General features: G+C 37.4%; 15 protein-coding genes and 1 pseudogene. 1 reads left to right on the top strand and 15 read right to left on the bottom strand.

What is annotated here, in order from left to right:
• Nucleotides 1-180: 180 nt before the first annotated feature.
• On the bottom strand, nucleotides 181-966 hold the full coding sequence (locus AC1VNJ_RS14510; RefSeq protein ID WP_482640976.1) for an SGNH/GDSL hydrolase family protein: 786 nt from the start codon (nucleotides 964-966) through the stop codon (nucleotides 181-183).
• Nucleotides 967-1163: 197 nt separating this feature from the next.
• On the opposite strand from AC1VNJ_RS14510, the gene tagU reads away from it, so the two are divergent.
• On the top strand, nucleotides 1164-2114 hold the full coding sequence (gene tagU, locus AC1VNJ_RS14505) for a polyisoprenyl-teichoic acid--peptidoglycan teichoic acid transferase TagU (RefSeq protein ID WP_098525538.1): 951 nt from the start codon (nucleotides 1164-1166) through the stop codon (nucleotides 2112-2114).
• A 33-nt stretch (nucleotides 2115-2147) separates the two neighbouring features.
• Here tagU and AC1VNJ_RS14500 read toward each other — a convergent pair whose 3' ends face one another.
• The 14 genes and pseudogenes from AC1VNJ_RS14500 to AC1VNJ_RS14435 all read right to left on the bottom strand — a co-directional run bounded on the left by AC1VNJ_RS14500 (nucleotide 2148) and on the right by AC1VNJ_RS14435 (nucleotide 22777).
• Nucleotides 2148-4232, bottom strand: coding sequence for a DUF6270 domain-containing protein (locus tag AC1VNJ_RS14500; protein WP_482640975.1), 2085 nt, complete (start codon nucleotides 4230-4232; stop codon nucleotides 2148-2150).
• 123 nt (nucleotides 4233-4355) lie between these two features.
• Nucleotides 4356-6044, bottom strand: a complete 1689-nt coding sequence (tagH, locus tag AC1VNJ_RS14495) for a teichoic acids export ABC transporter ATP-binding subunit TagH (RefSeq protein ID WP_482640974.1) — start codon at nucleotides 6042-6044, stop codon at nucleotides 4356-4358.
• A gap of 16 nt (nucleotides 6045-6060) precedes the next feature.
• Nucleotides 6061-6867 carry an ABC transporter permease gene (locus AC1VNJ_RS14490; protein ID WP_482640973.1) on the bottom strand — a complete coding sequence of 269 codons (807 nt, stop codon included), beginning with the start codon at nucleotides 6865-6867 and terminating at the stop codon, nucleotides 6061-6063.
• Nucleotides 6868-7042: 175 nt separating this feature from the next.
• Complete coding sequence (locus tag AC1VNJ_RS14485; RefSeq protein ID WP_482640972.1) at nucleotides 7043-9211, bottom strand: CDP-glycerol glycerophosphotransferase family protein; 2169 nt, start codon at nucleotides 9209-9211, stop codon at nucleotides 7043-7045.
• On the bottom strand, nucleotides 9174-10361 hold the full coding sequence (locus tag AC1VNJ_RS14480; protein ID WP_098525373.1) for a glycosyltransferase family 2 protein: 1188 nt from the start codon (nucleotides 10359-10361) through the stop codon (nucleotides 9174-9176). Before AC1VNJ_RS14480 ends, AC1VNJ_RS14485 begins: the two co-directional genes overlap by 38 nt.
• A gap of 2 nt (nucleotides 10362-10363) precedes the next feature.
• The gene (locus AC1VNJ_RS14475) at nucleotides 10364-13090 is read right to left on the bottom strand and encodes a bifunctional glycosyltransferase/CDP-glycerol:glycerophosphate glycerophosphotransferase (RefSeq protein WP_482640971.1); all 2727 of its coding nucleotides are present in this window, start codon (nucleotides 13088-13090) and stop codon (nucleotides 10364-10366) included.
• A 76-nt stretch (nucleotides 13091-13166) separates the two neighbouring features.
• Nucleotides 13167-14450, bottom strand: a complete 1284-nt coding sequence (locus AC1VNJ_RS14470) for a glycosyltransferase (protein ID WP_482640970.1) — start codon at nucleotides 14448-14450, stop codon at nucleotides 13167-13169.
• 52 nt (nucleotides 14451-14502) lie between these two features.
• Nucleotides 14503-15756 (bottom strand): glycosyltransferase family 4 protein, encoded by a 1254-nt coding sequence (locus AC1VNJ_RS14465; RefSeq protein WP_482640969.1) that lies wholly within the window; start codon nucleotides 15754-15756, stop codon nucleotides 14503-14505.
• Nucleotides 15757-15822: 66 nt separating this feature from the next.
• Complete coding sequence (gene galU, locus AC1VNJ_RS14460) at nucleotides 15823-16704, bottom strand: UTP--glucose-1-phosphate uridylyltransferase GalU (RefSeq protein ID WP_013055839.1); 882 nt, start codon at nucleotides 16702-16704, stop codon at nucleotides 15823-15825.
• Between the two features lie 668 nt (nucleotides 16705-17372).
• Nucleotides 17373-18083, bottom strand: a complete 711-nt coding sequence (locus AC1VNJ_RS14455; RefSeq protein WP_412762209.1) for a CpsD/CapB family tyrosine-protein kinase — start codon at nucleotides 18081-18083, stop codon at nucleotides 17373-17375.
• Nucleotides 18073-18825 (bottom strand): YveK family protein, encoded by a 753-nt coding sequence (locus AC1VNJ_RS14450; protein ID WP_482640968.1) that lies wholly within the window; start codon nucleotides 18823-18825, stop codon nucleotides 18073-18075. The genes AC1VNJ_RS14455 and AC1VNJ_RS14450 overlap by 11 nt, the downstream gene beginning before the upstream one ends.
• Nucleotides 18826-18955: 130 nt before the next feature.
• Nucleotides 18956-20707 (bottom strand): annotated as a pseudogene (locus AC1VNJ_RS14445) (phospho-sugar mutase).
• A complete protein-coding gene (manA, locus tag AC1VNJ_RS14440; protein ID WP_482640967.1) occupies nucleotides 20667-21677 on the bottom strand; it encodes a mannose-6-phosphate isomerase, class I in 1011 nt (336 codons plus the stop codon). Before manA ends, AC1VNJ_RS14445 begins: the two are co-directional and overlap by 41 nt.
• 17 nt (nucleotides 21678-21694) lie before the next feature.
• Entirely contained in the window at nucleotides 21695-22777 is a 1083-nt protein-coding gene (locus AC1VNJ_RS14435; protein ID WP_482640966.1) for a glycosyltransferase family protein, read from the bottom strand.
• Nucleotides 22778-22822 lie beyond the last annotated feature (45 nt).

Below are 22822 nucleotides of genomic sequence, written 5' to 3'. Positions count from 1 at the left end.
GTATTCCATGAATTATATTATATCATAGACCCCTTACCGACTTTTCTATATAAAAAGAAATGGTTTCTTATGTATAAGTTTTATGTCTTACAAGCTCGCATTGTGTCTTGAAATGCATTTACAAGTGCTTCCACCTATAAAACAGAACAAGCCTAACCAAGTGGTTAGGCTTGTTCTTTACTAATTAGATTTAGAATTTGTAAAATATTGTTCCAAATACTGTGCCCACAGCTGTTCTCCCTTGTCATTAGGCTGGCCAGGCGCTTGTGTTAAATAAGCTGAAATCTTTTCTGACTGATAGTCCGGCCATGCTTTCCAATGATTGATATATTCATAGCCATTTTCTTTTGAAAAGTCTTCTAACGCTTTAGCATCAGATGGGTAATTATTTGCTTTATAAACGGGAGCTGACGGCTGAAGAATCGTAATCAGCTGTTCATTTTGGCGTTTCAAGTACGTCAGGATAATATCTACATTGTCTAACGTATTCTCAATGCCTACTACGCCGTTATCATTTAAAAGAAACGGTTCAAACAGCAAAACATCTGGACTTGCCTTGGCAATTTCTTTATATGTATCGCTTTTGATAAACTGTAAGGTTGTCATATCCTTATATTCACGAACATCAACTTGGATTAAGGAAGAACCATATGTATCTTCAATTTTTTTCTTCAGCAGCTCTCCCCAAGTAGCTTTTACTTTTTCTTGCGGCGCTGATCCAACAATAACTAGCTTCAAGGGCGTTTTTGTCTGCTCGGCTTTTTGAATCTTGGTTTTAATAGACTCTGGAAGATTTTGAGCGTGCTCTTTCCAAGTAGCTTCTGCATTACTTGCATCACTGGAAGCTTCAACTTTGGTTGGTCTGGAAACAGATTGTTCTGATACCTTGTTGTTCCAATACACTTTTCCCGCTGAAATTGCGGCAATAAAAACGATGACTGCTAGAATATTAATCCAAATTTTCATATATTGTCTCCCTTACTATATCTTTCTTTTTTGCTCTTATTATAATATAATTTGTAAGTAAGTGCAGGAAAATGATTAAATTTGTCATTTTTTCAGTAATTTTGATTCAGAAAAGTTTTTTCAAGATAAGAATAATGACTTACATAGGTACTTCATTTATTTTATCAATATATTAAGCAAAGGAAGAGACAATGAATATGGAAGAATCTCAAACTCGCAAGCGTAAAAGGAGAAAGCCGAAGAAGAAAAGAACGTTAAAAATTATTACGGGTATTATTGTATTATTAATCCTTGGTGTAGGTGCTTATGCCTACAGTATTTGGCATTCTGTTGAAAAAACGTTCACAGAAACTCATGAACCTTTAAAACGTGATGTATCGGAGAAAAGATCTGAGAAAGTTTCATTCAGCGACAAAGATCCTATTTCAATATTACTTTTAGGAGTGGATCAGCGTGCAGGAGACCGCGGGCGTTCTGACTCATTAATTCTAATGACGGTGAACCCAAAAGATCAATCGATGAAGATGGTCAGCATTCCTCGTGATACGCGCACAGAGATTGTTGGAAAAGGAACGACCGACAAAATCAATCACGCCTATGCATTCGGCGGTGTCGATATGGCTGTAAATACAGTTGAAAAGTTCTTAGACGTACCGGTTGACTATTATGTACAAGTTAATATGGAAAGCTTTAAAGACATTGTGGACGCAGTTGGAGGCGTGACGGTAAATAACGACTTAGACTTTAATTACGATGGATACAACTTTAAAAAAGGAAAGCTTACGTTAGACGGGAAAGAAGCCCTTGCTTACTCTCGTATGCGTAAAAAAGATCCTCGCGGAGATTTTGGACGTCAAATGCGTCAGCGTCAGATTATTGAAGGTGTTATTGAAGAAGGAGCAAGCGTTCAATCACTAGCAAACTACGGCAATATCTTAGACGCCATTGGAACAAATGTTAGAACAAACCTTACATTCGACGATATGAAGCAAATTCAATCGAACTATAAAGATGCTCGTCATAACGTAGAGCAGCTTCAAGTAGACGGTCAAGGTGAGAAAATTAACGGCATTTACTACTATGCAGTTTCAGATGCAACGCGCCAAGAGCTATCTACTAAGTTAAAAGATCATTTAAATGTAAAATAAGAAAACGGGCTACTTTTCAGAGTAGCCCGTTTTTTAGTGTGTTAACTCTTTCACCTTATATCCATTAGCTGTCGTTCGAATCACAATATGATCTAACTGCTTCATTAGTTCTTTATAATAGCTTGGTTCATAATGATTAATAGAGTTTCCATCAGGATACGTCTCATGACCAATAAATCCATAGTTGGTTACATCAATAATTTGAGCCTTTGGCATTAGCTGCAAGAAATATCTTTCCATATATTCATATAAATAGTTATTAAAATCTACTTGCTCAGCTGGCGTACTAAACTTCTGTCTATCTCCGCTTTTACTATAAAATTCCCCTATGCTTCGGGCTTTTTGCAGAATGATCCGTTCTTCAGGAAGATACTCTTTAATTTTTGCTACAAATCTTTCCACCGCATCACGCCATTGGACAAGATAACTATCCATGTTTTTTCGGTTGATGAATTCTACAGATCCCGAGACATCATATAAATATTGCGAACCTCTTAAAAAGTAATTTCCTGTAATAATGTGCTTATTGTTAATAACCGCTAAGTCCAGGAATACATCAGAATAAAAGTCGATAATCAAAAATTCAGGTGCGGATTGACTTATTTTTTGAAAGAACATTTTTTCAAAATCATCTTGAATGAAGCCCTTTTCCGCTTCATTGTATTGTCTAAAGTACGCTTCTTTATACTCAATCGGATTACTCATCGTACTTATCGTATTAGAGTGAAATTGAGTATATACTACCTTGTACTTTTCTTTATAATCCGGATTAAAATAAGGCTGAGAGTTAAAGGCAGCTCGGCTGTAGCAAGACCCGTACACTGCAATTTTAACTGGATCTTTGGCAGCTTCACTCTTCACTTTTTTCATCCATAAAGACAAAGTGCTGATTTTCGTTGCATAAGGCTTTATTTCAAAGCCATTTCCAATGGATTGATATTTCCAGCCCTTCTCTTTCAGGCTTGATAAGCTGATATCGTATTCGCCTTCACATCCTGTTTTTTTATCTTGTAATAAAATTTGTACATCAAAACCAGTCTGATCTAGTTTACGCTGATGCTTAAAAAGATCTTGAAGAGAAAACTCACTGTAAAAAGACCCTTCTGTCTCATTAAAAGGCAGCTCTATTGTATAAGGCGTCAGACATTTTAAAGATAGATTATCTTTCGGACGAAGGTACAGCTGAACCGCTTGCAGTTTTTGATTTACATTCTCCATTGACTTAATTTTACCTTGTAGCGCTATAACTCCGTTGTCTTGATAAGAAAATTGTTGAAGTCTAACGTCAATATTTACTTTATTTATCTTAATATGCAGCTGGTCATTTCCATTTAAAGTAAAAACGGATTTAAATAAAGGAGACGAAAGAATTGGTGTAAAACGATCATCAATAGCATCTTTTTCTATTACAAAAGCAGTACTGATTTTCTGGCATTCACCGTTTGAAAATTCAATGAAGGCTTCCCAACTATCACCGTGTCTAAGGATGTCTTGGGTGAAAATGTTATCTTTAGGGATTATAAAACAATAATGATGTTCTTTTGTCTTTTTTCCTTGAACCGTCAGTTCTGTGCGATGAATACGAACAGTCTCTGATTCCTTTCTTTTAAACTTCAGCCGGCACTCTTTAATACTATGCGCAATTTGCTGGTCTATTTCAATAGAGCACTTTAATGTCTGCTCATCTAGTTTCATATTCGTCATACCGTACTTCACCTGTTTAGGACGTACAAATATAGCCAGTGTATTTGACTTTGTCGTATACAGAGCCATTGTATGTAACGAACCCTCAGAGCTGTAATAAGATGTTTCGTAGTTAGATACGCGTGATATGTCTAGCAAGTGCTTCTCTTCATCCACAATAAATTGAAAATCCCATATCTGCCCTTGCTCTACTATTTTCTTTGCTTCTTGAAGATTAAGTGTAAACGAAAACTGCTGCTCATTCCAATTCGTCTGGATTTCAAAACTGTTCGGTAAAGCTAAACAGTCAGCTTCCATTCTTTCTCGAATCATGACATGGGGAGTCTGTTCAGAAATTTGTACACTACTTTCTCCTTTTATATAAATAATGCCAGTATGTAAATTAAATTGAATATCGTTTATAAAAGATGTCATAAGTTAATTGAACCGCCCTTTTACTTTTTAGTCGCTGACCGGTACTTTAGTAGCATATTTTTTAATTTGTAAGCTATTAATTTCCTTAAAAAAACAGGATATGGCTATATCCTGTTAAAAGACCTACGTATTTGAACGTTTTACAAATGAAATAAGAGTAATTTTATTTGTTTTAACGTCTTCATACACTTTTATATAATAATTTTGAGATTGATAGAAGTATAATCCTTCTTTCTCATTTGTAAAGACCGGCTTTTCTTTTAACGCTTCCTGTACTTTACTGCTGCTTTCATCAAAGTTTCGAAGTGAAACTTCTTCAACTTCATTATTCAGCGATACGTATTGTACAGATCCATAATTCAGTAGATTTCCATCGTTAGATTCTCGTTGACTAGTTAACGTTTTAGTAAACGTCTGACTTAAATGCTCAACTGATCCTCCTAAAGGACTTAATAAGTTAGCTATTGTACTGTCATATTTCACGTTTGTAAACTCATTTAGCGTTTCTATATTTTCTTTCGCTACAACTTGCTTGTCCTCTTTGTAAGGAGCAACAAGATAAGAACTGACCCATCCAACTCGACCTTCTCCTATTTTTACTTTAATCCATTCCATATCTTCATCAGGATCTTTTTTTCTATCAAGAACGGAATAAACTTCTCCAAACGACAGGATGGTCTTTTGATTACTCTTCAAGTCCGCTTTGTCACGTACAAATGCTGTTTTAGTATTCACCGCTACCTTATCGACATCATTTTTATGAGAAGTAGAAGCAGGAGCAGCTTGCTCAGAGACAGCAGGCTTATCGTGCGGAGCGTTGTTTTTGACGGCATATGCAGCTACACCTGCACTTCCTGCTAACAGAAGGATAGCAGCTGATAATAGAACCTTCTTCTTAGGGCTTCTTTTCTTTGCAGATTTGTCTTTTTGTTGCTTCATTCGCTGCGATCTTTTTGAAAATCCAGGTTCTTCCTCTTTACTATCGGCTTTCTTTGTGCTTTCTTCGCTTGTTGACATCAGCAGCCCGTGCGCTGATTCGCTGAGCTGCTGCTCTTTAAGTTGTTCTCGCTCTTCTTTCGACATAGCGTTATATTGTTTCAAAAAAGCAGCGTAATGGTCTGCTACTTCAGTAATATCTCCGTATTCTTTTACATGTCCGTAATGAATCCAAAGCGCTTTGGTGCAAAAGCTTCTCACTTGCGAAAGCGAATGACTGATAAAAAAGATGGTCTTGCCATTTTCTTTAAATTCATTCATTTTTTCCAAACACTTATTTGTAAAAGTCTGGTCTCCAACAGATAACGCTTCATCAATAACTAAAATATCGGGATCAATGTTGACAGATATAGCAAAACCCAGTCTGGATTTCATTCCGCTTGAGTACGTTTTTACCGGTTGATTAATAAACTTTCCGATATCAGCAAATTCAATTACTTTAGGTGTAATCTCTTCGATTTGATGTTTGTTAAGCCCCATCATCAAACCTTTTAGTTCAATATTTTGAAGGCCTGTTAATTGGTTATTCAAACCTGCACCAATAGCAATCAAAGAGGCGCTTCCGTTAATGTCTACCGTTCCTTCGTTTGGCATAGTCACACCGGCAATTAAGTTTGAAAGTGTACTTTTACCAGAGCCGTTAAGACCTATCACTCCAACAATTTCACCTTCATTCACTTCAAAGGAAATTTTATTTAACGCATAGTGATATTCGCCTTTTCCTCTGTTCCAAAGTAAATCCTTCAGCTTATCTGTTTGCTTATTATACATTTTGTATTTTTTTGTTACTTGCTGAAACTTGACTTTATAACCCATATATTTCATTCACCTTTTATAAGTAATCAACAAACTGCTTTCTGAACTTTACATGAATCGCTGAACCAAAAACAAATAGTCCACAAATGATGAGCCAAAATGCAATTGTGTATGGAGATGTAATTAACCCCCAGCCGCCTGTTAATAGAGAATCACGATAGCCTTCTACTAAATAATAAAAAGGATTCATCATAAATACTTCCTTCAACAGCTGCGGTGTGTTATCACTAGGGATCCATAAAATTGGCGTAATGTAAAATAGCATACGTGTAGCTGTCTGAATTAATAAATGAATGTCCCTCACCATCGTTGATAAAGTCGAGGTTATAAACGATAGAGAAAGTAGAAATACAAAAGAAGACAGCATAAAATACAGCAAGCTAATTACATTTAAATGACTAAAACCTTGAGACACAATGACAATGACAAGCAGCATGCCCATAAGAATTAGATGCGTATATACTTGTGAAACAATAACATATGTCGGTATGACACTTAGTGGAAAATTCATTTTAGAAACAGAATTTAATCTCGCATAGACTGAATTGGACCCTTGCAAAATGGACGCACTCATAAAAAACCATGGAATCAGCCCGCAAATTAGCCATATAAAGAATGGAATGCCTTCCACATCACGCCCGCCTCGCACTCCTAATCCAAATACAATCCAATATACACCTATTTGAAACAAGGGATTTAAGATAATCCAAAAACTTCCAAGTAGGTTTCCTGCATATGATTTTTTTAATTCATATCCGGAAAGTCGTCCAATCATATACAAATTACGGATTTGTTCTTGCATAACAATTTTAATTGATTTCATATAGCAATTCCTTCTGCACAATTTATTCATACAAACTCTATTAGGAACGAGGTAAAAATAGCTATCTTTATTCCTAATAAAGTCATCTTACATGTAGGAAGTGCAAGTATAACTTGCACTTCCTGTAATGGCATACTATTCTATTGTATCACTTCAATTAGGTCAATAGTTTCAATTATGATGTTTTCTGTTTGATAACTTCATAAATTCTTTCGCAATTATTTTGATCTTTATACTTAAAGATTCGCTGAGAATTCTTAACATACTGTCTATCAGCCGTAAAGTCATTTTCTACAATTCTTTGAACAGTTTGCACTAATTCATTCTCATTTGAAACAATTGATCCTAAATTGCTGTATTGGATTTCCTTCACAGGTGCATGATGGTTATTATGAGGATCGAATTGATACATAACAACAGGCTTATTCATATATAGAAAATCACTTGATACAGAAGAGTAATCTGTTATTAACAAAGAACTTTCCTTCAAAAGCTCAGAAACCGTGGCTGTACTCTTTACTAAAAATTCAATATTAGGATGTTCTACAACAAAGTTATCCATAAATTTTTGCATTTGATTATGAATATAAAACTTAACCGAAATATTATGACGTTCAATCATGTCTAGAAATTCTTTATTACTAATTAAATTCCGATATGCTTTATAATAGTCGGATCTTAAAAAGCTGCTTTTATTAATCTTAAAGAGATGTCTTCTCCATGTAGGCATAATTAAGATTTGTTTTTTTAGCGATAATTCATGAAGATTATCAAATCTTGCTAATCCTGTTACGGCTACTTCCTGATCGCTGTACCCTAACGTATTTTGAATAATTTTCTTTTCATATTCAGAGCTAGAAATAATAAGGTTTTGATTATAGCGATCTTTATGCAAATAAGGAGAGATATTGTGAATAATAACTCCGTGCTGCAAGCAAATAGTGAACTTCTTCGCTAGCTGCTTGCCAAACATTTTGATGAACTGTTTTTTAGGTGCTGGATATGAGCATTCATCGAATGTCCAAGCGCTAATGTAAGTATCTGCAACTAGCATATAAAGCTTGTGCTTTAAAGAAGAATGATAGATAACATTTCCAAGCTTCTTTACCTTGTAGAGATGAGGAGAACCTTTGCTGATGATGTAATACACTTTCTCCTCTGGATAGTTTTCACGGCAGTGCTTGAAGAAGAAATAGCCGTTATCTTCTGCTTGGTCTTCCCGCTCCCCTACCAGCCAAATTTTCCGATTGAACGTAAGAGGCTTCCATATTGCAGCTAAAGTTAACAAAAACACCTTATAAAACCATTGCTTTACCTCTACAGACCATTTGCTGAACAAGCGAAGAGGCTTAGTAAGCTTCCATGACAGCGATTCTTCTAAATTATATGGATTTTTTTCAAAGTACTGCTTATACTTATTTGTTTGTTCATACCAGTGTCTTTTACTTCTTAATAATTTAATATAATGAGTCGCTTCTTCATCTAACTTTTTATTTACCATATTAAATAAAGGCGTGTACCCATCTAAATCATTAGATTGAATTTCTTTCTTACTGACAAGGCCAAGGAAATTTCGTAATACGTCGTATGCAGCTGCTTGCTCTTCTTCTGACAAATTATCTGTAAACATATTTTTGTCCAGTAAAAAAGTTAAATGCTTTAACAACTGGACTTTCACCAATGAAACTGATTTTTCCGATGCCGATAAATCAACATGCTCCGCAATATACTGAATATGTGAAATTGAGTTATTTACGTAGGATTCATTAAATGTAAACTTGTTGCGATAAAACTGTTTGTTTACATATTTAAAAGTAAATGGGCGAAGGTAAAAATTAATATTTAACAGCTCAATGAATGAGTCGCTCACCTCTATTTTATTTTCCCCTGCCATTTTTAATAAACTTTCTTTATTTATGAGCTTTAAACCGGCTATAGCATTAACGCCCGCTCCGATCACCTCTTCAGCTTCTGCTAAGTTGCGATCTTCTCTAATAGATGTAATTAAATTAGCAGAAACAAAATCTACTGAATGCTTGTCTATTTCCTGACAAAGATTTTTATATAAGTGAGGGGAAGTGCTGCAATTAAAGTCAAAAAAGCTAATATATTTTCCTCTTAACTCTTCAACTCTCAGGCTATTATCGTGCTGTACGCAAACGTTAGCTTTTTTAGCTAACTGAGCCAATTCAATAATTTGCTCTTCAGATTTGCTTTCAGCTTGATCAATAACAATTAGTTCCATATTGTCAAAGCCAAGTGTTTGCTTTTTAAGCACTTCTAGACCACTATTAAAATTTTCAATATTACTTTCCTGCAAAAGTGTGACTACGCTTACCTTCATTTATATATCTCCTCTTAATTAGTTGTTTTAATCGTATGTTGCGGTTGCGCAGGAATTTAGTAATCTTCCAAGAAAAGCTTTTTCTTATTTTTGAATGCTTTCTATATTCGATTTGCAGTTCTCTTCCTTGCTTATACCACCAGCGACGAGAAGCGAGCATTTTATTGTATTCTAACGCTTCTTGAACATACCCTTTATTGATTAAGCTCAAGAAAGGCTCTTCAAGAGCTAAATACTTCTCGACTAAACGTTTATCATAATCTTTTACAACATCCGTAACTAAGTGAATTAAATATAATCGCGTTTCCCATTCAAGGCGATTAAAGTCTGGGTCGCAGATTTTCCATAACAAAGATCTTAACGCGTTAATTTGAAAATATGCATAGCTCTCATCGTTTAAAAGAGGCTTGACCAGCTTAGCTGCTTTTACGTCATTTTCAACCGTGCTTACGATATCTCGCTGCGTTAATGACAAGTTCTTCTCATCATTTCGTGCTCGGTACATATAGATGACTTTAGGAATATAGCTGAACTTTTTAGCTTTGGTGAACAGCTGCATGTCATAGTATTTGTCCTCGCCATTTTTCATCCCTTCGATAAACGAGATACCATGATTTTTAATAAAAGATGTTTTAACTAGTTTTAAATATACGGCTGTCTTTACTTGTAGAAAGAAAGGAGCGTCTTTAATCGTAACGTTATAGTATTGTTTTTGCAGCAAATAGTTTTTGAACGTTACGTGTTCATATTCCCTTCCGTCTTCTTCATCAAAGCTAATCATCTTGCCCATGACGAAATCTGAATTATTTTCATGTGCTACTTGATAAAGAGATTCGTATGCATCTAATGGAATATAATCGTCTGGGTCTAGGAAAATAAGATATTTCCCTGTTGCCTGTTCAATCCCTACATTCCTTGGCTTACCTGGTGCCCCTGTGTTCTCTGGTAAATGAATGGCTTTAAAATGAGGAAACCGCGCTGCATACTCATCTATGATTTTAGCGGTATTATCCGTTGAACAATCGTTTACCATCAGTACTTCTAACTTTTCATGTCCAATGGTTTGGTTAACTAAAGATTCTAAGCATTCTTCAATATAATTTTCTACATTGTAGATTGGTAAAATGACTGATATTAGTGGTTTTTTCACCTTTATTTCCCTCCGCTTAATTGTTGGAATAAAAGCTGGCTGTGAGAACGCCCTTCTTCTTTTATAATATAATTAGAAATTTGCTTGGCTCGTTGATTGGCTGATGCAGGATGTTTTTCCAGCAAATTAATAAGTGCTTGTTCTTCTTCCGCTCTTTCTCCAAATAAATCTTTTTTGTGATTAATTGGGCCTTCATTGTAATGCTTTGAGTAAAATTCATCATAATCAAATTGATAGAAGAAAACCGGCTTATTCATATAGGCAAAATCAAAAGATACGGTTGAATAGTCTGTAATCAATATGCTGTGCCGCTTTAACAAGCTTTGAACCGTTTCTTCCCCTTGTCTGGCAATTCGAATGCGCTCGCCAAGTACAGGAAACGATTCGATTAATTGCTGCATCTGATAATGGGGAAAAAAAGTAACCGTTAAGTCTCTGTCTTCAAGAATTCGGTTAAAGTCTGGATTTTTAAATAATGACATGTATCGATTCCAGTAGTCGGACTCAAACAGCTGTTTTTCTGTTTTGATCCAGTTTCTCCACGTGGGCATGACAAGAATTTCTTTTCCTTTACTTATATCCTGCAAGGCATCCCACCGCGCCAAGCCTGTCACAACAACCTCATTATCTTCATAGCCAAATTCTTTCATGATGTGTTTCTTTTCAAATGGGGAAGATACAACAAACTGGCTGTAGTTCATTCGATTTTTATGCAGCACATGATTCACTCGGCTTACTCCGATGACACCGTGCTGAATAAATACCTTCTCATTTTGCTGCCACTCGGGATAGTACTTAATAATATTTTTATACGCGGTCGTATACATATTTGAAGCTTCTGAGTAACTGTTAATCGTCTTATGTGAAACAAGCAGATACAGGGTATGCTTCAAGCTGTTGAAGTGTACAATATTGCCCAAATGCTTAATACGCTGATAATCTTCTGCATGTTTATCAATCACATAGTATGCCTTTTGATGCTGATGGTTGGTTCGAATATACGTATATAAATGATAGGAATTATCCTGCGCCGTATCTTTTCTTTCTCCGATTAACCATATACTTTTATTCCGGTACAGCCTATTGAACAGTTTATATAACACAATAGCTGAAAACGTATGATAGTCTCTTTTCTTAAGAAAGCTCACGTCATATCTTACCGCTCTTTTAATCACGGTTAATTTTGATATACACTTCTCGAAGAAATTGACTTTTTTTACACGAACGCTCATCTGTGAATTTGCGCTAAAAGAAGCTGAGACTTCTACATTGTGCGTAATATTCGGTTTTGCATGATTCCTAAGCTGTGCCAGGATCACCTGCAGTGGCTCATCAACTGCTTTCCCTCCAGCTTTCAAGCGTAAAAACACATTCCAGCTGCCGTTTTGCAGAAGGTTTACTAGATTAATTGTGATTGTTTTAAAACCGGCATGATGGTAGTTAATTTTGTTATGAGCAAATAAATAACTTACATCTGTACGCAGCTCGTTTTCGAGCGAGATAATTTTGGTTTCCATTTTGGATTTAAAGACAAGTTCTTTTTGTATGTCCTCTGTAGATAGGCCTTTTACAAATGCATATCCCCCGATGGTAAGATTCGCGCCTTCTAATCTGATTACTTCAATGCGATGCTCTGCTTGCAAGCTGTGTATTTCAAGCCACGGCGCGTAGGCCGGATACTCCTCTACAAGCTTGCTGTACACTTTTTGATCTTGCTGCACAAGTTCATTTGTAAACGAATCTTTACAAAAGCTAGATAGGAACTTAACAAAGGGTTCATAATCTTTTTGTATAATTATCTGAGAGAGAAGCCTGTTTTTACTATCTAATTGATCCAGCAAGCTTTTTTCTGTCAGAGTATAAACAAATGCATGGCTGACGGTGAGAAGCTCATGTAATTGTTCTTTAAAAAAAGCAGCGGCTTTTCGAAAGAGCGAGCTGAGAAAAAAATCAAGCTGGCGCTTTTCGATATGGACAAGTTCATTCTGTCTATGTAATGAATCGTACAATTGCTTTAACTCTTTTTGAACAAGGACTAACTGTTCAAAAAAAGCCAGCGTTGCTTGCTTAGACAGCGTCTGTTCTTCTTCGTTCACCCGGTAGTACAAAACAGGGTAATTACACATAGCCGTCTTGTTTGAAAGGTGAAGAGCGTTTTGTGTAAAAAGTAAATCTTCACCTATTTGAAGGTTTTCTTGAAACACAATCTTGTGCTGAAGTAGCCATTCTCTTCTAAATAGCTTATTGCTCACAGAAGGTGTAAGATGCAGCTCTTGATGGGTAGAAATATGCCGTACGGCAGGAAGGCCTTTTGCAAAGACTTTCTTCATATAAGCCAAGTGCCAAGTGCGATACTCGTTAAAACATTCAAAGTTCCCTACAGCAGTATCTGCATCTGATTTCACTGCGGCTTTATACAGCCTTTCATAGGCATCAGCCGATACATAATCATCTGCATCTAAAAAGGCAACATATTCGCCTTGTGCGTAAGATAAGCCTTTGTTTCTCGCCGAGCTTACTCCTTTATTTTCTTGAGTGAGATAACGAACATGAGGATGTGCTGCAGCATATCGGCTTGAAATGATGCCGCTGTTATCTGTTGACCCATCGTCTACAATGATGATTTCAATTGACTGCAGAGACTGATTGATAACAGACTCAATACATTGAGAAATATAGGGCTCTTTATTATAGTTTACAATCACGGCGGTGACTTTATATTTACTCAAGTTGCTCATTCCTATTCTTGTAAAAATTAGTGATGATGCTGCACACATTTAGAAGGTTAAAATTCTAGCTGACACATTATGCCAGCTTTTTGTAGATGTCGATAAAAATTTCTTTTTCATTATTCCAGTTGTATTTCTCGCGAGCCTGGTAGCAATTACGGCTCATTCGTTCACGTTCTTCAGGGTGATCAAGCAAGTAGTTCACGCCCTCTGCAATTGACACTGGATCATGTGAGTCAACGCATACTCCAACTTTCTCTGATTCTACTACTTTTTGAATTTCAGGAAAGCTGCAGGCGATAACGGGAACCGCGCTCATCATATACTCAAATAATTTATTGGAAGACGCAGAATAATGGTTAAAACAAATGTTATTTAAGACTTGGAAACCAAGATACGCATTTTTCGTATAATGCATAAGATCTTCCACCGGCACTTTTGCCAGGAACTTAACACGATCTTCAAGTCCTTGCTCTTTCACCATTTTCTCAAGCTGCGGTTTAATACGACCGTCACCGATGAATACAAGCACACCTCGTTTGAACAGCGGTGCTGCTTCTACCAGCTTATCAAGTCCTCTTCCAACTTGCACACCGCCTTGGTATAAAAGAATTGGTTCAGTAGAAGGAATATCCAGCTGCTCATGAAGATCAACAGATTGACTCAGCTCTGGCTTCACAACAAACGGGTAATTATGAACAACCTGGGGATACAGCTTGTACAAGTCTTCCGTATATTTAGCACGCGTATGATTTTCGGCAATCATCACATCCGTAAACTTAATATAAAGTTTTTCCATTATTCCGTAAATAGGACTGTTGTACCCCGTGCGGCTTGTTTGCACTTCGTGAGAATCATAGACTAGCTTTTTCCGGCGCAAAATTTTTGCACATGTAATGCCTTGAGGAAGCGTATTTAAATCATTCGAATGATAAATATCATATTTCTTTTTTAATCCGTATTTCACCATTTGACTTGCAATATACCCTCGAACCATAAATGTTCGAGCTTTTGGCGTCACAAACAGTCCAAGAAGAACTGCTACGAGCAATGTGATTACTGTCAGCTTCCATAATCCCAGACCAAGTATAACTAATGCAAGCAGCTGCAAAGGAATACTTTTTTTCAAACGTCGAGCGGCTCCAAGAAGCATTTGCAATAGCGGAAACTGGTTATTCACACGAATAACGGTAAATCCTTCCTTGCGCTCTTCTTTCTTTTCAAGCTGCGGGTTTTTCCGGTCATGAATCGCAATAAGATCCACATTATAGCCGGCTTCTACCAATGAAGAACATTCTCTTAAGACGCGGGCATCATTGGTAAAATGATTCCACACAAACATACATACGTTCTTAGACATCTTTATCCTCCGTCGTTACTTTTAAGATATTCATAGTGAAGAGTCTATGTAATTATAAAACTTCGGCTTTTTCTCTCGTTTCTACAGGAGCCACCTCTTCATATGTAGATACTCTATTTTCAATTAAATTGATTAACACATTGATATTTCGTTCCCACAGAAAATGCTGCTGAACATACTTTCGGCTGTTTAGTGCCATTTCACTTCGCAGAGAAGGACGCTGATACAGGTATAGAATGTGTTTTAGCATTTCTTCTGCCTCATGAGACTTTGCCACAATTCCTGCTTCTGTCGTTTCAATGATCGTTTTTGCATAACCTGATACGGCTCCAACAATAGGAAGACTGCACGTCATATAGTCGATAATTTTTCCAGGCAATACCGTTTCAAATACTTCCTTGCCATTAAGAGTAACAATTCCAATATGATGAGTTGAAATTGTCTTTAAACATTCTTTACGGGTAGAAGGCTTCATAAAATTCACGTTAGAAAGATTATGTTCTTTTGCAAACTTCACAAATTCCCGCTTTTTAAATCCGTAGCCCATCACCGTGAGCTGAATATCATACTCATTTAGTTCTTTCGCTAGTTCCATTAAGATGGTGACGTCTTGAGCCAAGCCGATGTTTCCTGCATACATGACTTTGAACGGCCCGTCACCTGATTCAATCGGAGAGATTTCTTCTTGGCGAGCGGCATTTGGCATAAAAGAGATTTTTTTTAGAGGAATATGGTAATTACCGATGATAAAATCTTTGAAGCGCTGACTGTTTACGATAATTTTATCGGCTTTTACATACAGAAGTTTTTCTAACCTGCTGAAGATATAAATAATAAACCGATAATTAAAAACCCCAACTCCCTTTAATGATTCCGGCCACAAATCTCTTATATCCAGAATCATTTTTGTCCGGTACCGATACTTTGCTACTAACCCTACAACCGCAATAAAAATAGGCGGCGACGTGACAAAAATAACATCATATTTTTTACGGTCCAGTAAAATAAATAAAATCATGCGAAACGCAATTTCTAAGTAGTACCATAAGCGATTAATAATGCTTCTGGAGTATTTGCGATTGGCTACTTTCACTCGTATAACATCATTTTCTTCATCTAATGAATCATCGTCCCAAAACTGTTCATCGCTATAAATTTTCTTGTTGGGATACGTTGGTTCAGTTGTCAAAACATCTACATCATAATCATTTTCTTTTAAGAGCTTATATACGTTTTTCATCCGGTTTCCGGCGCTTCCGATTTCTGGATAAAAATGCTGAGAAATCACAAGTACTTTTTTTGTCATTAAGCTTCACCCCAATACTACTTAACCGGCAGCCTACTCGAGTAAGCTACCGGCAGGTTTCTCTGTTTAAGCTTTGATTTGCTGCTCTTTTAACAGCTGCTCCATAAAGACAAGAAGATCTTTACGCAAATCTTCGTGCTGAAGAGCAAATTCCAGTGATGTTTGGATAAAGCCTAATTTTTCTCCTACGTCGTAGCGCTTGCCTTCAAAATCATACGCAAACACGCGCTGAATTTCATTTAGCTTTTGAATGGCATCAGTTAATTGAATTTCCCCGCCTGCCCCGATTTCTTGCTCTTCTAAAAATTTAAAAATCTCAGGAGTGAATACGTAACGGCCCATAATCGCTAAGTTTGAAGGTGCTGTACCTGCTGCTGGCTTTTCAACAAATGACTCTACTTGATAGCGGCGGCCTTTGTTTGAAGAAGGATCTACGATACCATAACGATGCGTTTCATTTTCAGGAACAGTCTGAACACCAATCACTGAAGATAACGTTTGCTCATACTCATTCATTAATTGACGTAGACAAGGTGTTTCCGCCTGTACAATATCGTCTCCTAAAAGAACAGCGAACGGCTCGTTGCCAATAAAGTTACGTGCACACCACACCGCATGCCCTAATCCCTTTGGTTCTTTTTGGCGAATATAATGAATTTCAACATTTGAAGACTGGCGAACTTTCTCCAGCAGCTCAAATTTACCTTTTTCAGCTAAGTTTTGCTCTAGCTCAGGAGCGTTATCAAAGTGGTCTTCAATCGCACGCTTGCCTTTACCCGTTACGATAATAATATCTTCAATACCTGACTCAATTGCTTCTTCAATAATATATTGAATAGTAGGCTTGTCTACAATCGGAAGCATTTCCTTTGGCATTGCCTTTGTAGCAGGCAAAAAACGTGTTCCTAACCCTGCTGCTGGAATAATCGCTTTTCTTACTTTTTGCATGTTATGTTCTCCTTTATTATGTAGTTGTGTCTGTACGATCGTTTTCGCTAAAAACCGCGTTCGCTACCCGTATTTTGACTTCATTTGATAAATTTTGCACTAAAAGCAAAAAAGAAGGATGGGCTGGTTTGCACTTGTAAATCCGTCCAAACTAGCTATCTTTTCTTTTACAAAACGTTCTTTTTTTCTACACATATAGTAATATATCTTTTTCCTCAGTACGCCATTACGTATATTAAAACGCAAAATAACACGTTTCAGTATGTCAGACCTTCTGACATGGCTGTTTTAAGCGTAATTTCATCCATCTTATCAAGTAATAAGTCTGGATGCATATAGGAAAAAGGTGTCAAATTAAAATAATAATGAAATTTTCATCTTTCTTTCATATGCCTTAAGACCTAACAAAAGCAATATTCATATTAGCACATTACAGTAAGTATTTCTATGTCTTTTTTTGTCGAAATTTCTACCTCAGTAAATGTAACACTTTCTTTCCTTATATAAATTGCTAAGGAAAAATTAGGTGCATAACACCTTTCAAGCCAAAAAAGAAGCCTTTCAGAACTTAAAAGGAGCCTAAAAAATAGCAAACAAAAATAAGGCGCCGAAACCGCTTTGGTTTCGACGCCTTATCAAAAAGTCTGCCTGTTATTTAAGAAATTAGGTTAATTACTTCCATAATAGTAGTAATAATTTCCTTCTTCCATTTTACGATTATTAAGAACCGCTCCAAGCAATTTCGACTTTGCCTGCGTTAGCAATTCTTTTGCTTTTAACGCTGCATCTTTTTCCGTTTTTGAACTGCTTACAACTAAAAGAGAAGCATCTACTTGATTGGCTAAAATTTGAGCATCCGCTACGGCTAAAATCGGCGGTGTATCAAAAATAACCATATCAAATCGTTCCTTCATCTCAGCGAGCACCTCTCCCATTTGCTTAGAAGCAAGAAGCTCAGAAGGATTGGGAGGAATCGGGCCACTCGTTAAGACGTAAAGATTCGGCACTTCCGTACTTTGAACCGCTTGTCCAAGCTGTGATTGTCTCGTCAGGACATTGGTAAGACCCGTATGATTTTCAAGACGGAACGTATAATGTGCTGTGGGCTTTCGTAAATCTCCGTCAATAAGCAGCACGTTCAAGCCCTGCTGTGCATAAACAGCAGCTAAGTTAGCAGCTGTTGTAGACTTCCCTTCAGAAGGTCCGCTCGAAGTCAGTAAAAGAGATTTAATCTCTTCGTCCGTTCCTGAAAACTGAATGTTCGTACGAATTGTACGATACTGCTCAGCTACCGGATCTTTCGGGCTGTTATGAGCGAGCAGACGTCTTTTTAACGTCAGCATTTTATCATTTCTTTGCTCTTTGTTTTTACGAGCCAAACGTCTCACCTCTTTGCGGTACGCGAGCAGTTAAATCCGGACGCTGTACGTTGGTTGCTTTTGGTACATCTTTAATCGTTGTAATAACTCCCATGACAGGCAGTTCTAAAATATTTTCAATATCCTGTTCTGTTTTTAACGTATTATCTAAGTATTCCATTAAGAACGATAGACCCACACCTACCATCAAACCAACAACGATAGCAATTGCGACATTTAATAAAGGCTGAGGTTTCACAGGGCTTGGGTTTTCCCCAAGCGCTGCTTTTGACAGCACTTTTACATTGTCCACGTTCATAAGCTTAGGCACTTGTTTTTGAAAAACAGAAGCCGTTGTATTTGCAATATCAGCCGCAAGCTTCGCACTTGTATCTTGTACGACAATCTGTGCTACCTGAGAATCTTGGGCACTCGTTACTTGAATTTGATCGCTTAAGTCTCCAGCAGATTTATCAAGCTTTAATTCTTTAATCACTTTGTCTAAAATAACCGGACTTGTGATAATGTCGTTGTACGTGTTAATAAGCTGCACGTTCGTTTGAACGGTTTGATTACTATATAATTGCTGATCATTTTTCGCTTGATTGACTAAAATCTGCGTTTTCGACTCGTACACAGGAGTTAGAACAAAAAAGCTAATTACGGCACTTACAGTTGCTGCGATAATGGTAATGAGTACAATAAGCCAAAGACGCTTACGAAGCACTGCAAACAACTCTCGCAAACTAATAGTCTCTTCCATAGTTGACCTCCGAACTTAGTAACTTCTAAAAAATTCAATCTACTTCATTATAATTGACAAAAGCCTTATTTACTATATTCTTTTGTCAATTAAATGAAAGCTTTACATTTCTTACTTTTACTTTCAGTCTTTATATCGACACCGAAATCGATTTATTTACTCTTTCCATGACTATTTGTTCAATTTCTCTTAAATGCTTCTCACTTTGACTCAATGATTCTTTTTTCACACCAAAATAGAACTTTGCTTTTGGCTCTGTTCCAGACGGACGAATTGTGAACCACGTGCCGTCTTCAAAATGATATTTTAGTACATTGGAGACAGGAAACGGCATAGACTCAGTCTTACCTTCTTTTACATGCACGCGCTCACCTGATTGATAGTCTTCGATACATGTAACGGTTATATCTCCCAATTCGCTAACTGGATTCACTCGAAACGCATCAACAAGCTGTTGAATTTGCTCCGCTCCGTCTTTTCCTTTTAACGTAATAGAGTACAGCGATTCTTTGTAATACCCGTACTTGCTGAAAATATCAAGCAAGCCGTCATAAAGAGATTTTCCTTGAGCTTTGTAATAAGCTGCGACTTCGGCTGCAAACACAGCGGATTGAACTGCGTCTTTATCACGTACAAAATCTCCGATTAAATAGCCGTAGCTTTCTTCATAGCCAAACTGAAATTGATAGTCGCCGCTGCTTTCAAATTCATTGATTTTCTCGCCAATAAATTTGAAGCCTGTTAACGTATCAAATGTTTTTAAACCGAAGCCTGAAGCAATCGCACGTCCAATTTCTGAAGTTACAATTGTTTTCACAACCGCTCCGTTTTCAGGCAGCAGACCTTGTTCTTTCTTTTGAATTAACAAGTAATGAAGCATCAGCGCTCCTAGCTGATTGCCCGTTAAAACGACATACTACTCCCCTATGCTATCTTTCACAGCAACGCCAAGGCGATCAGCATCGGGATCAGTTGCCATTAAAAGATCGGCATCTATTTCTTTTCCATATCGGATGGCCAGTTCAAAAGCCGCATGTTCTTCCGGATTCGGAGACTGTACAGTCGAAAAATCAGGATCTGGATGCTCTTGCTCTTTTACAACCGTGACGTTAGTAAATCCAAATGCCTTTAATCCTTCACGAACCGGCTTGTTTCCTGAACCATGCAAAGGAGTAAAAACAATTTCCAGCTCATTTCCCGCTTCTTCAACAAGCTTACGATTTAATTGAATCGTTTTTAAGGCCTCTGTATAAGCAGCGTCCACTTCCGCTCCTATATACGTTAATAACCCTTCTGCTAAAAGCTGTTGCTCTTCTTTTACAGAAAGCGATAACTCATTTTCAACACGATTCATATGTGAAATAATGTTATCTGCAGCTGCCGGCGGAAGCTGACCTCCATCTTCACCGTACACTTTATAGCCGTTATACTCAGGAGGATTATGACTCGCGGTAATGACAATTCCCGCAAACGCGTGCAAATAACGCACCGCATAAGAAAGCTCAGGCGTTGGACGAAGCTCATCGAATACATACGTTTTGATACCATGCTGCCCGAGCACTTTTGCGACTTCCAAAGCAAATTCAGGCGACTTATGACGAGAATCATAAGCCACAACTACGCCTTTTTTCTTTGCTTCTTCTCCGCTTTCTTCTATATAACATGCAAGGCCTTCCGTTGCTTTTCTTACCATATATACATTTAAACGATTCGTTCCAGGACCAAGCTCACCGCGCATTCCGCCCGTGCCAAATTCCAGATTTTTATAAAATGCGTCTTCTGCTTGTTTGTTATCTTCTTTCATTATAAGAAGCTCTTCTTTTAACTCCGCATCAAGCGCATTAAATGTTAGCCATTTGTCTAGCTGTGTTTTCCAATTCACGATGTTGACCTCCTTTATAGTTCGGATGAGATGCAATAAGCTGAAGCGTGCCTTTTATAGTGAAGGAATCTACATGATTCGGCAGGATAAAGTGATCACCTTTTTGCAGAGCGTATTCTCGGTCTTCCGTACAAAGCGTTCCTTCTCCTTCAATGACGCTGGCTAATAGAAAATGTGCATCTTGCATCAATTCCATTTCCGTCTTCACATCCCATTTGTAGATCGTAAAATAATCTTCTTCTACAAATGTAATGATTGATCCACCGCTCATTTTTATAAACGCAGGCTCCACTTTTGATGTGATGTGAGGGACGGTCGTGACTTCAATTGCCTTTTCCAAGTGCAGCTCACGCAGGTTTCCGTTCTGATCACGACGATCGTAATCATAAACGCGATAGGTTGTGTCCGAGCTTTGCTGGGTTTCAAGTACAAGCGTCCCTTTACACAGCGCGTGAAGAGTACCACTTGGCACATAGAAAAAGTCACCGGGCTTGATTTTTACACGCTGTAATAAATCATTCCAGTGACCTTCATCCACCATATTCATAAATTCTTCTTTACTTTGTGCACGATGACCAAAAATCATTGTCGCGTCTTCATCACAGTCTAAAATATACCAGCACTCTGTTTTTCCAAATTCACCGTTTTCAAACTCATTTGCGTATTCATCATCCGGATGCACTTGAATCGATAAATCTTCGTTTGCATCTAAAATTTTAGTTAATAGCGGGAACTTTCCACTATCAAAATGCCCAAATATCTCTGGATGCTCATCCCAAAGCTCACCTAGCGTTTTACCGATATAATCCCCTTCTAGCACGACGCTCGGGCCGTTTGGATGAGCAGAAATTGCCCAGCACTCGCCCGTTTGAGCAGAAGGTATGTTATATCCGTACTGCTTTTTTAATTCGCTGCCGCCCCAAATTCGCTCTTGAAAAAGAGGTGCTAAAAAAATAGGTGCTTTTTTCATCGTTTTGAATGAACCCCTTACTTACTTTTTATTTTTTTATTTATTTCTTTAGCGATATGCATCGCTTCATTTTTATAACGATTAATGTTCTGCCGTCTGCATGACTCAATAAGCGAAGGAGTTATTACTAAGCTTTCTAACTCCTTCCATTCTATTATGTCGCACAGCTGATGACGAACTAAATAATCAATTGTATGACGATCTTCTTTCATGCTGCTGCGATTTGTAATTAACAGCGGCACACCCGCACAAACCGCTTCACTAACCGTTCCCCAGCCGGCTTTTGTCAAAACAAGATCAGCTACTGCTACATAGTGCTGCGTTTCCACTGCATTCGTTGGAATATGATAAACATTAGGGTAATTAACATTAACATTCGATGAAACGATAAACTTGCAGTTTGGGCTTTGCCAAATCGCCAGTTCTGACAGCGTTCCAATATCGACTTTCATACCCAAACCAAAATAGATAATGTGACTTTCACCTGCAGGGTCAATTTCCTTACGGATGCGCTGCACTTCGTGATTATCTATATATCTCGAATAAAAACCAAAACTTTGATTTTCTTCGATACCCCAGTGAGGCTCATTACTGCATGCAAGAGAAAAATGATACGTCATCTGCTTGTACTGCTCATGTAGAAATGCCAGCAACTGTTCTTCAATCAGACCTTGGTACGCCGTATACCAGGTGAAGTTCGATAGGCCAAGACAAGGGATATTCAAAGCAGCAGCACTTGAAATTCCTAGTGGAGAAATATCAGAAATCACAAAAGAAATGTTCTTTTCTTTCATAAATTGCATTTCTTGATCCAGCTTAGCAGAGAATTCAGAGGCATAAGAAGAAACAGTGTTGTTTAATGGTTTTGCATCTGGCTCTAATGAATTTTCTTGTAAAACATAACCCACGTCTGTTGCTACTTCTCGAAACGTAACACGGGGTTCATGTTTAAAAGATTGCTGTAAAAATCCAAGCGCAAACGAATGGCAAATAATAACCTGCACGGTTTCATTTTGCTTTAACAACTCACGGATCATGGCCGTGCTTCTAGTTGCGTGGCCATATCCGTAGTCTGAAATATAATAAGCGATTGTTTTCAACCAGAAGCACCCCCTTACTATGATCATAAAAAAATAGAAGCTTTA

Source organism: Priestia sp. 3CA3, from assembly GCF_056836725.1.
Note: the sequence above shows the minus strand (reverse complement) of the source record. Positions and strands in the feature narration are given on the sequence as shown.

Bases quoted from the DNA above. Each gene is read 5' to 3' on its own strand.
- AC1VNJ_RS14510 (WP_482640976.1), bottom strand. From the start codon at position 966: ATGAAAATTTGGATTAATATTCTAGCAGTCATCGTTTTTATTGCCGCA.
- tagU (WP_098525538.1), top strand. From the start codon at position 1,164: ATGGAAGAATCTCAAACTCGCAAGCGTAAAAGGAGAAAGCCGAAGAAG.
- AC1VNJ_RS14500 (WP_482640975.1), bottom strand. From the start codon at position 4,232: ATGACATCTTTTATAAACGATATTCAATTTAATTTACATACTGGCATT.
- tagH (WP_482640974.1), bottom strand. From the start codon at position 6,044: ATGGGTTATAAAGTCAAGTTTCAGCAAGTAACAAAAAAATACAAAATG.
- AC1VNJ_RS14490 (WP_482640973.1), bottom strand. From the start codon at position 6,867: ATGAAATCAATTAAAATTGTTATGCAAGAACAAATCCGTAATTTGTAT.
- AC1VNJ_RS14485 (WP_482640972.1), bottom strand. From the start codon at position 9,211: ATGAAGGTAAGCGTAGTCACACTTTTGCAGGAAAGTAATATTGAAAAT.
- AC1VNJ_RS14470 (WP_482640970.1), bottom strand. From the start codon at position 14,450: ATGTCTAAGAACGTATGTATGTTTGTGTGGAATCATTTTACCAATGAT.
- AC1VNJ_RS14465 (WP_482640969.1), bottom strand. From the start codon at position 15,756: ATGACAAAAAAAGTACTTGTGATTTCTCAGCATTTTTATCCAGAAATC.
- galU (WP_013055839.1), bottom strand. From the start codon at position 16,704: ATGCAAAAAGTAAGAAAAGCGATTATTCCAGCAGCAGGGTTAGGAACA.
- AC1VNJ_RS14450 (WP_482640968.1), bottom strand. From the start codon at position 18,825: ATGGAAGAGACTATTAGTTTGCGAGAGTTGTTTGCAGTGCTTCGTAAG.
- manA (WP_482640967.1), bottom strand. From the start codon at position 21,677: ATGAAAAAAGCACCTATTTTTTTAGCACCTCTTTTTCAAGAGCGAATT.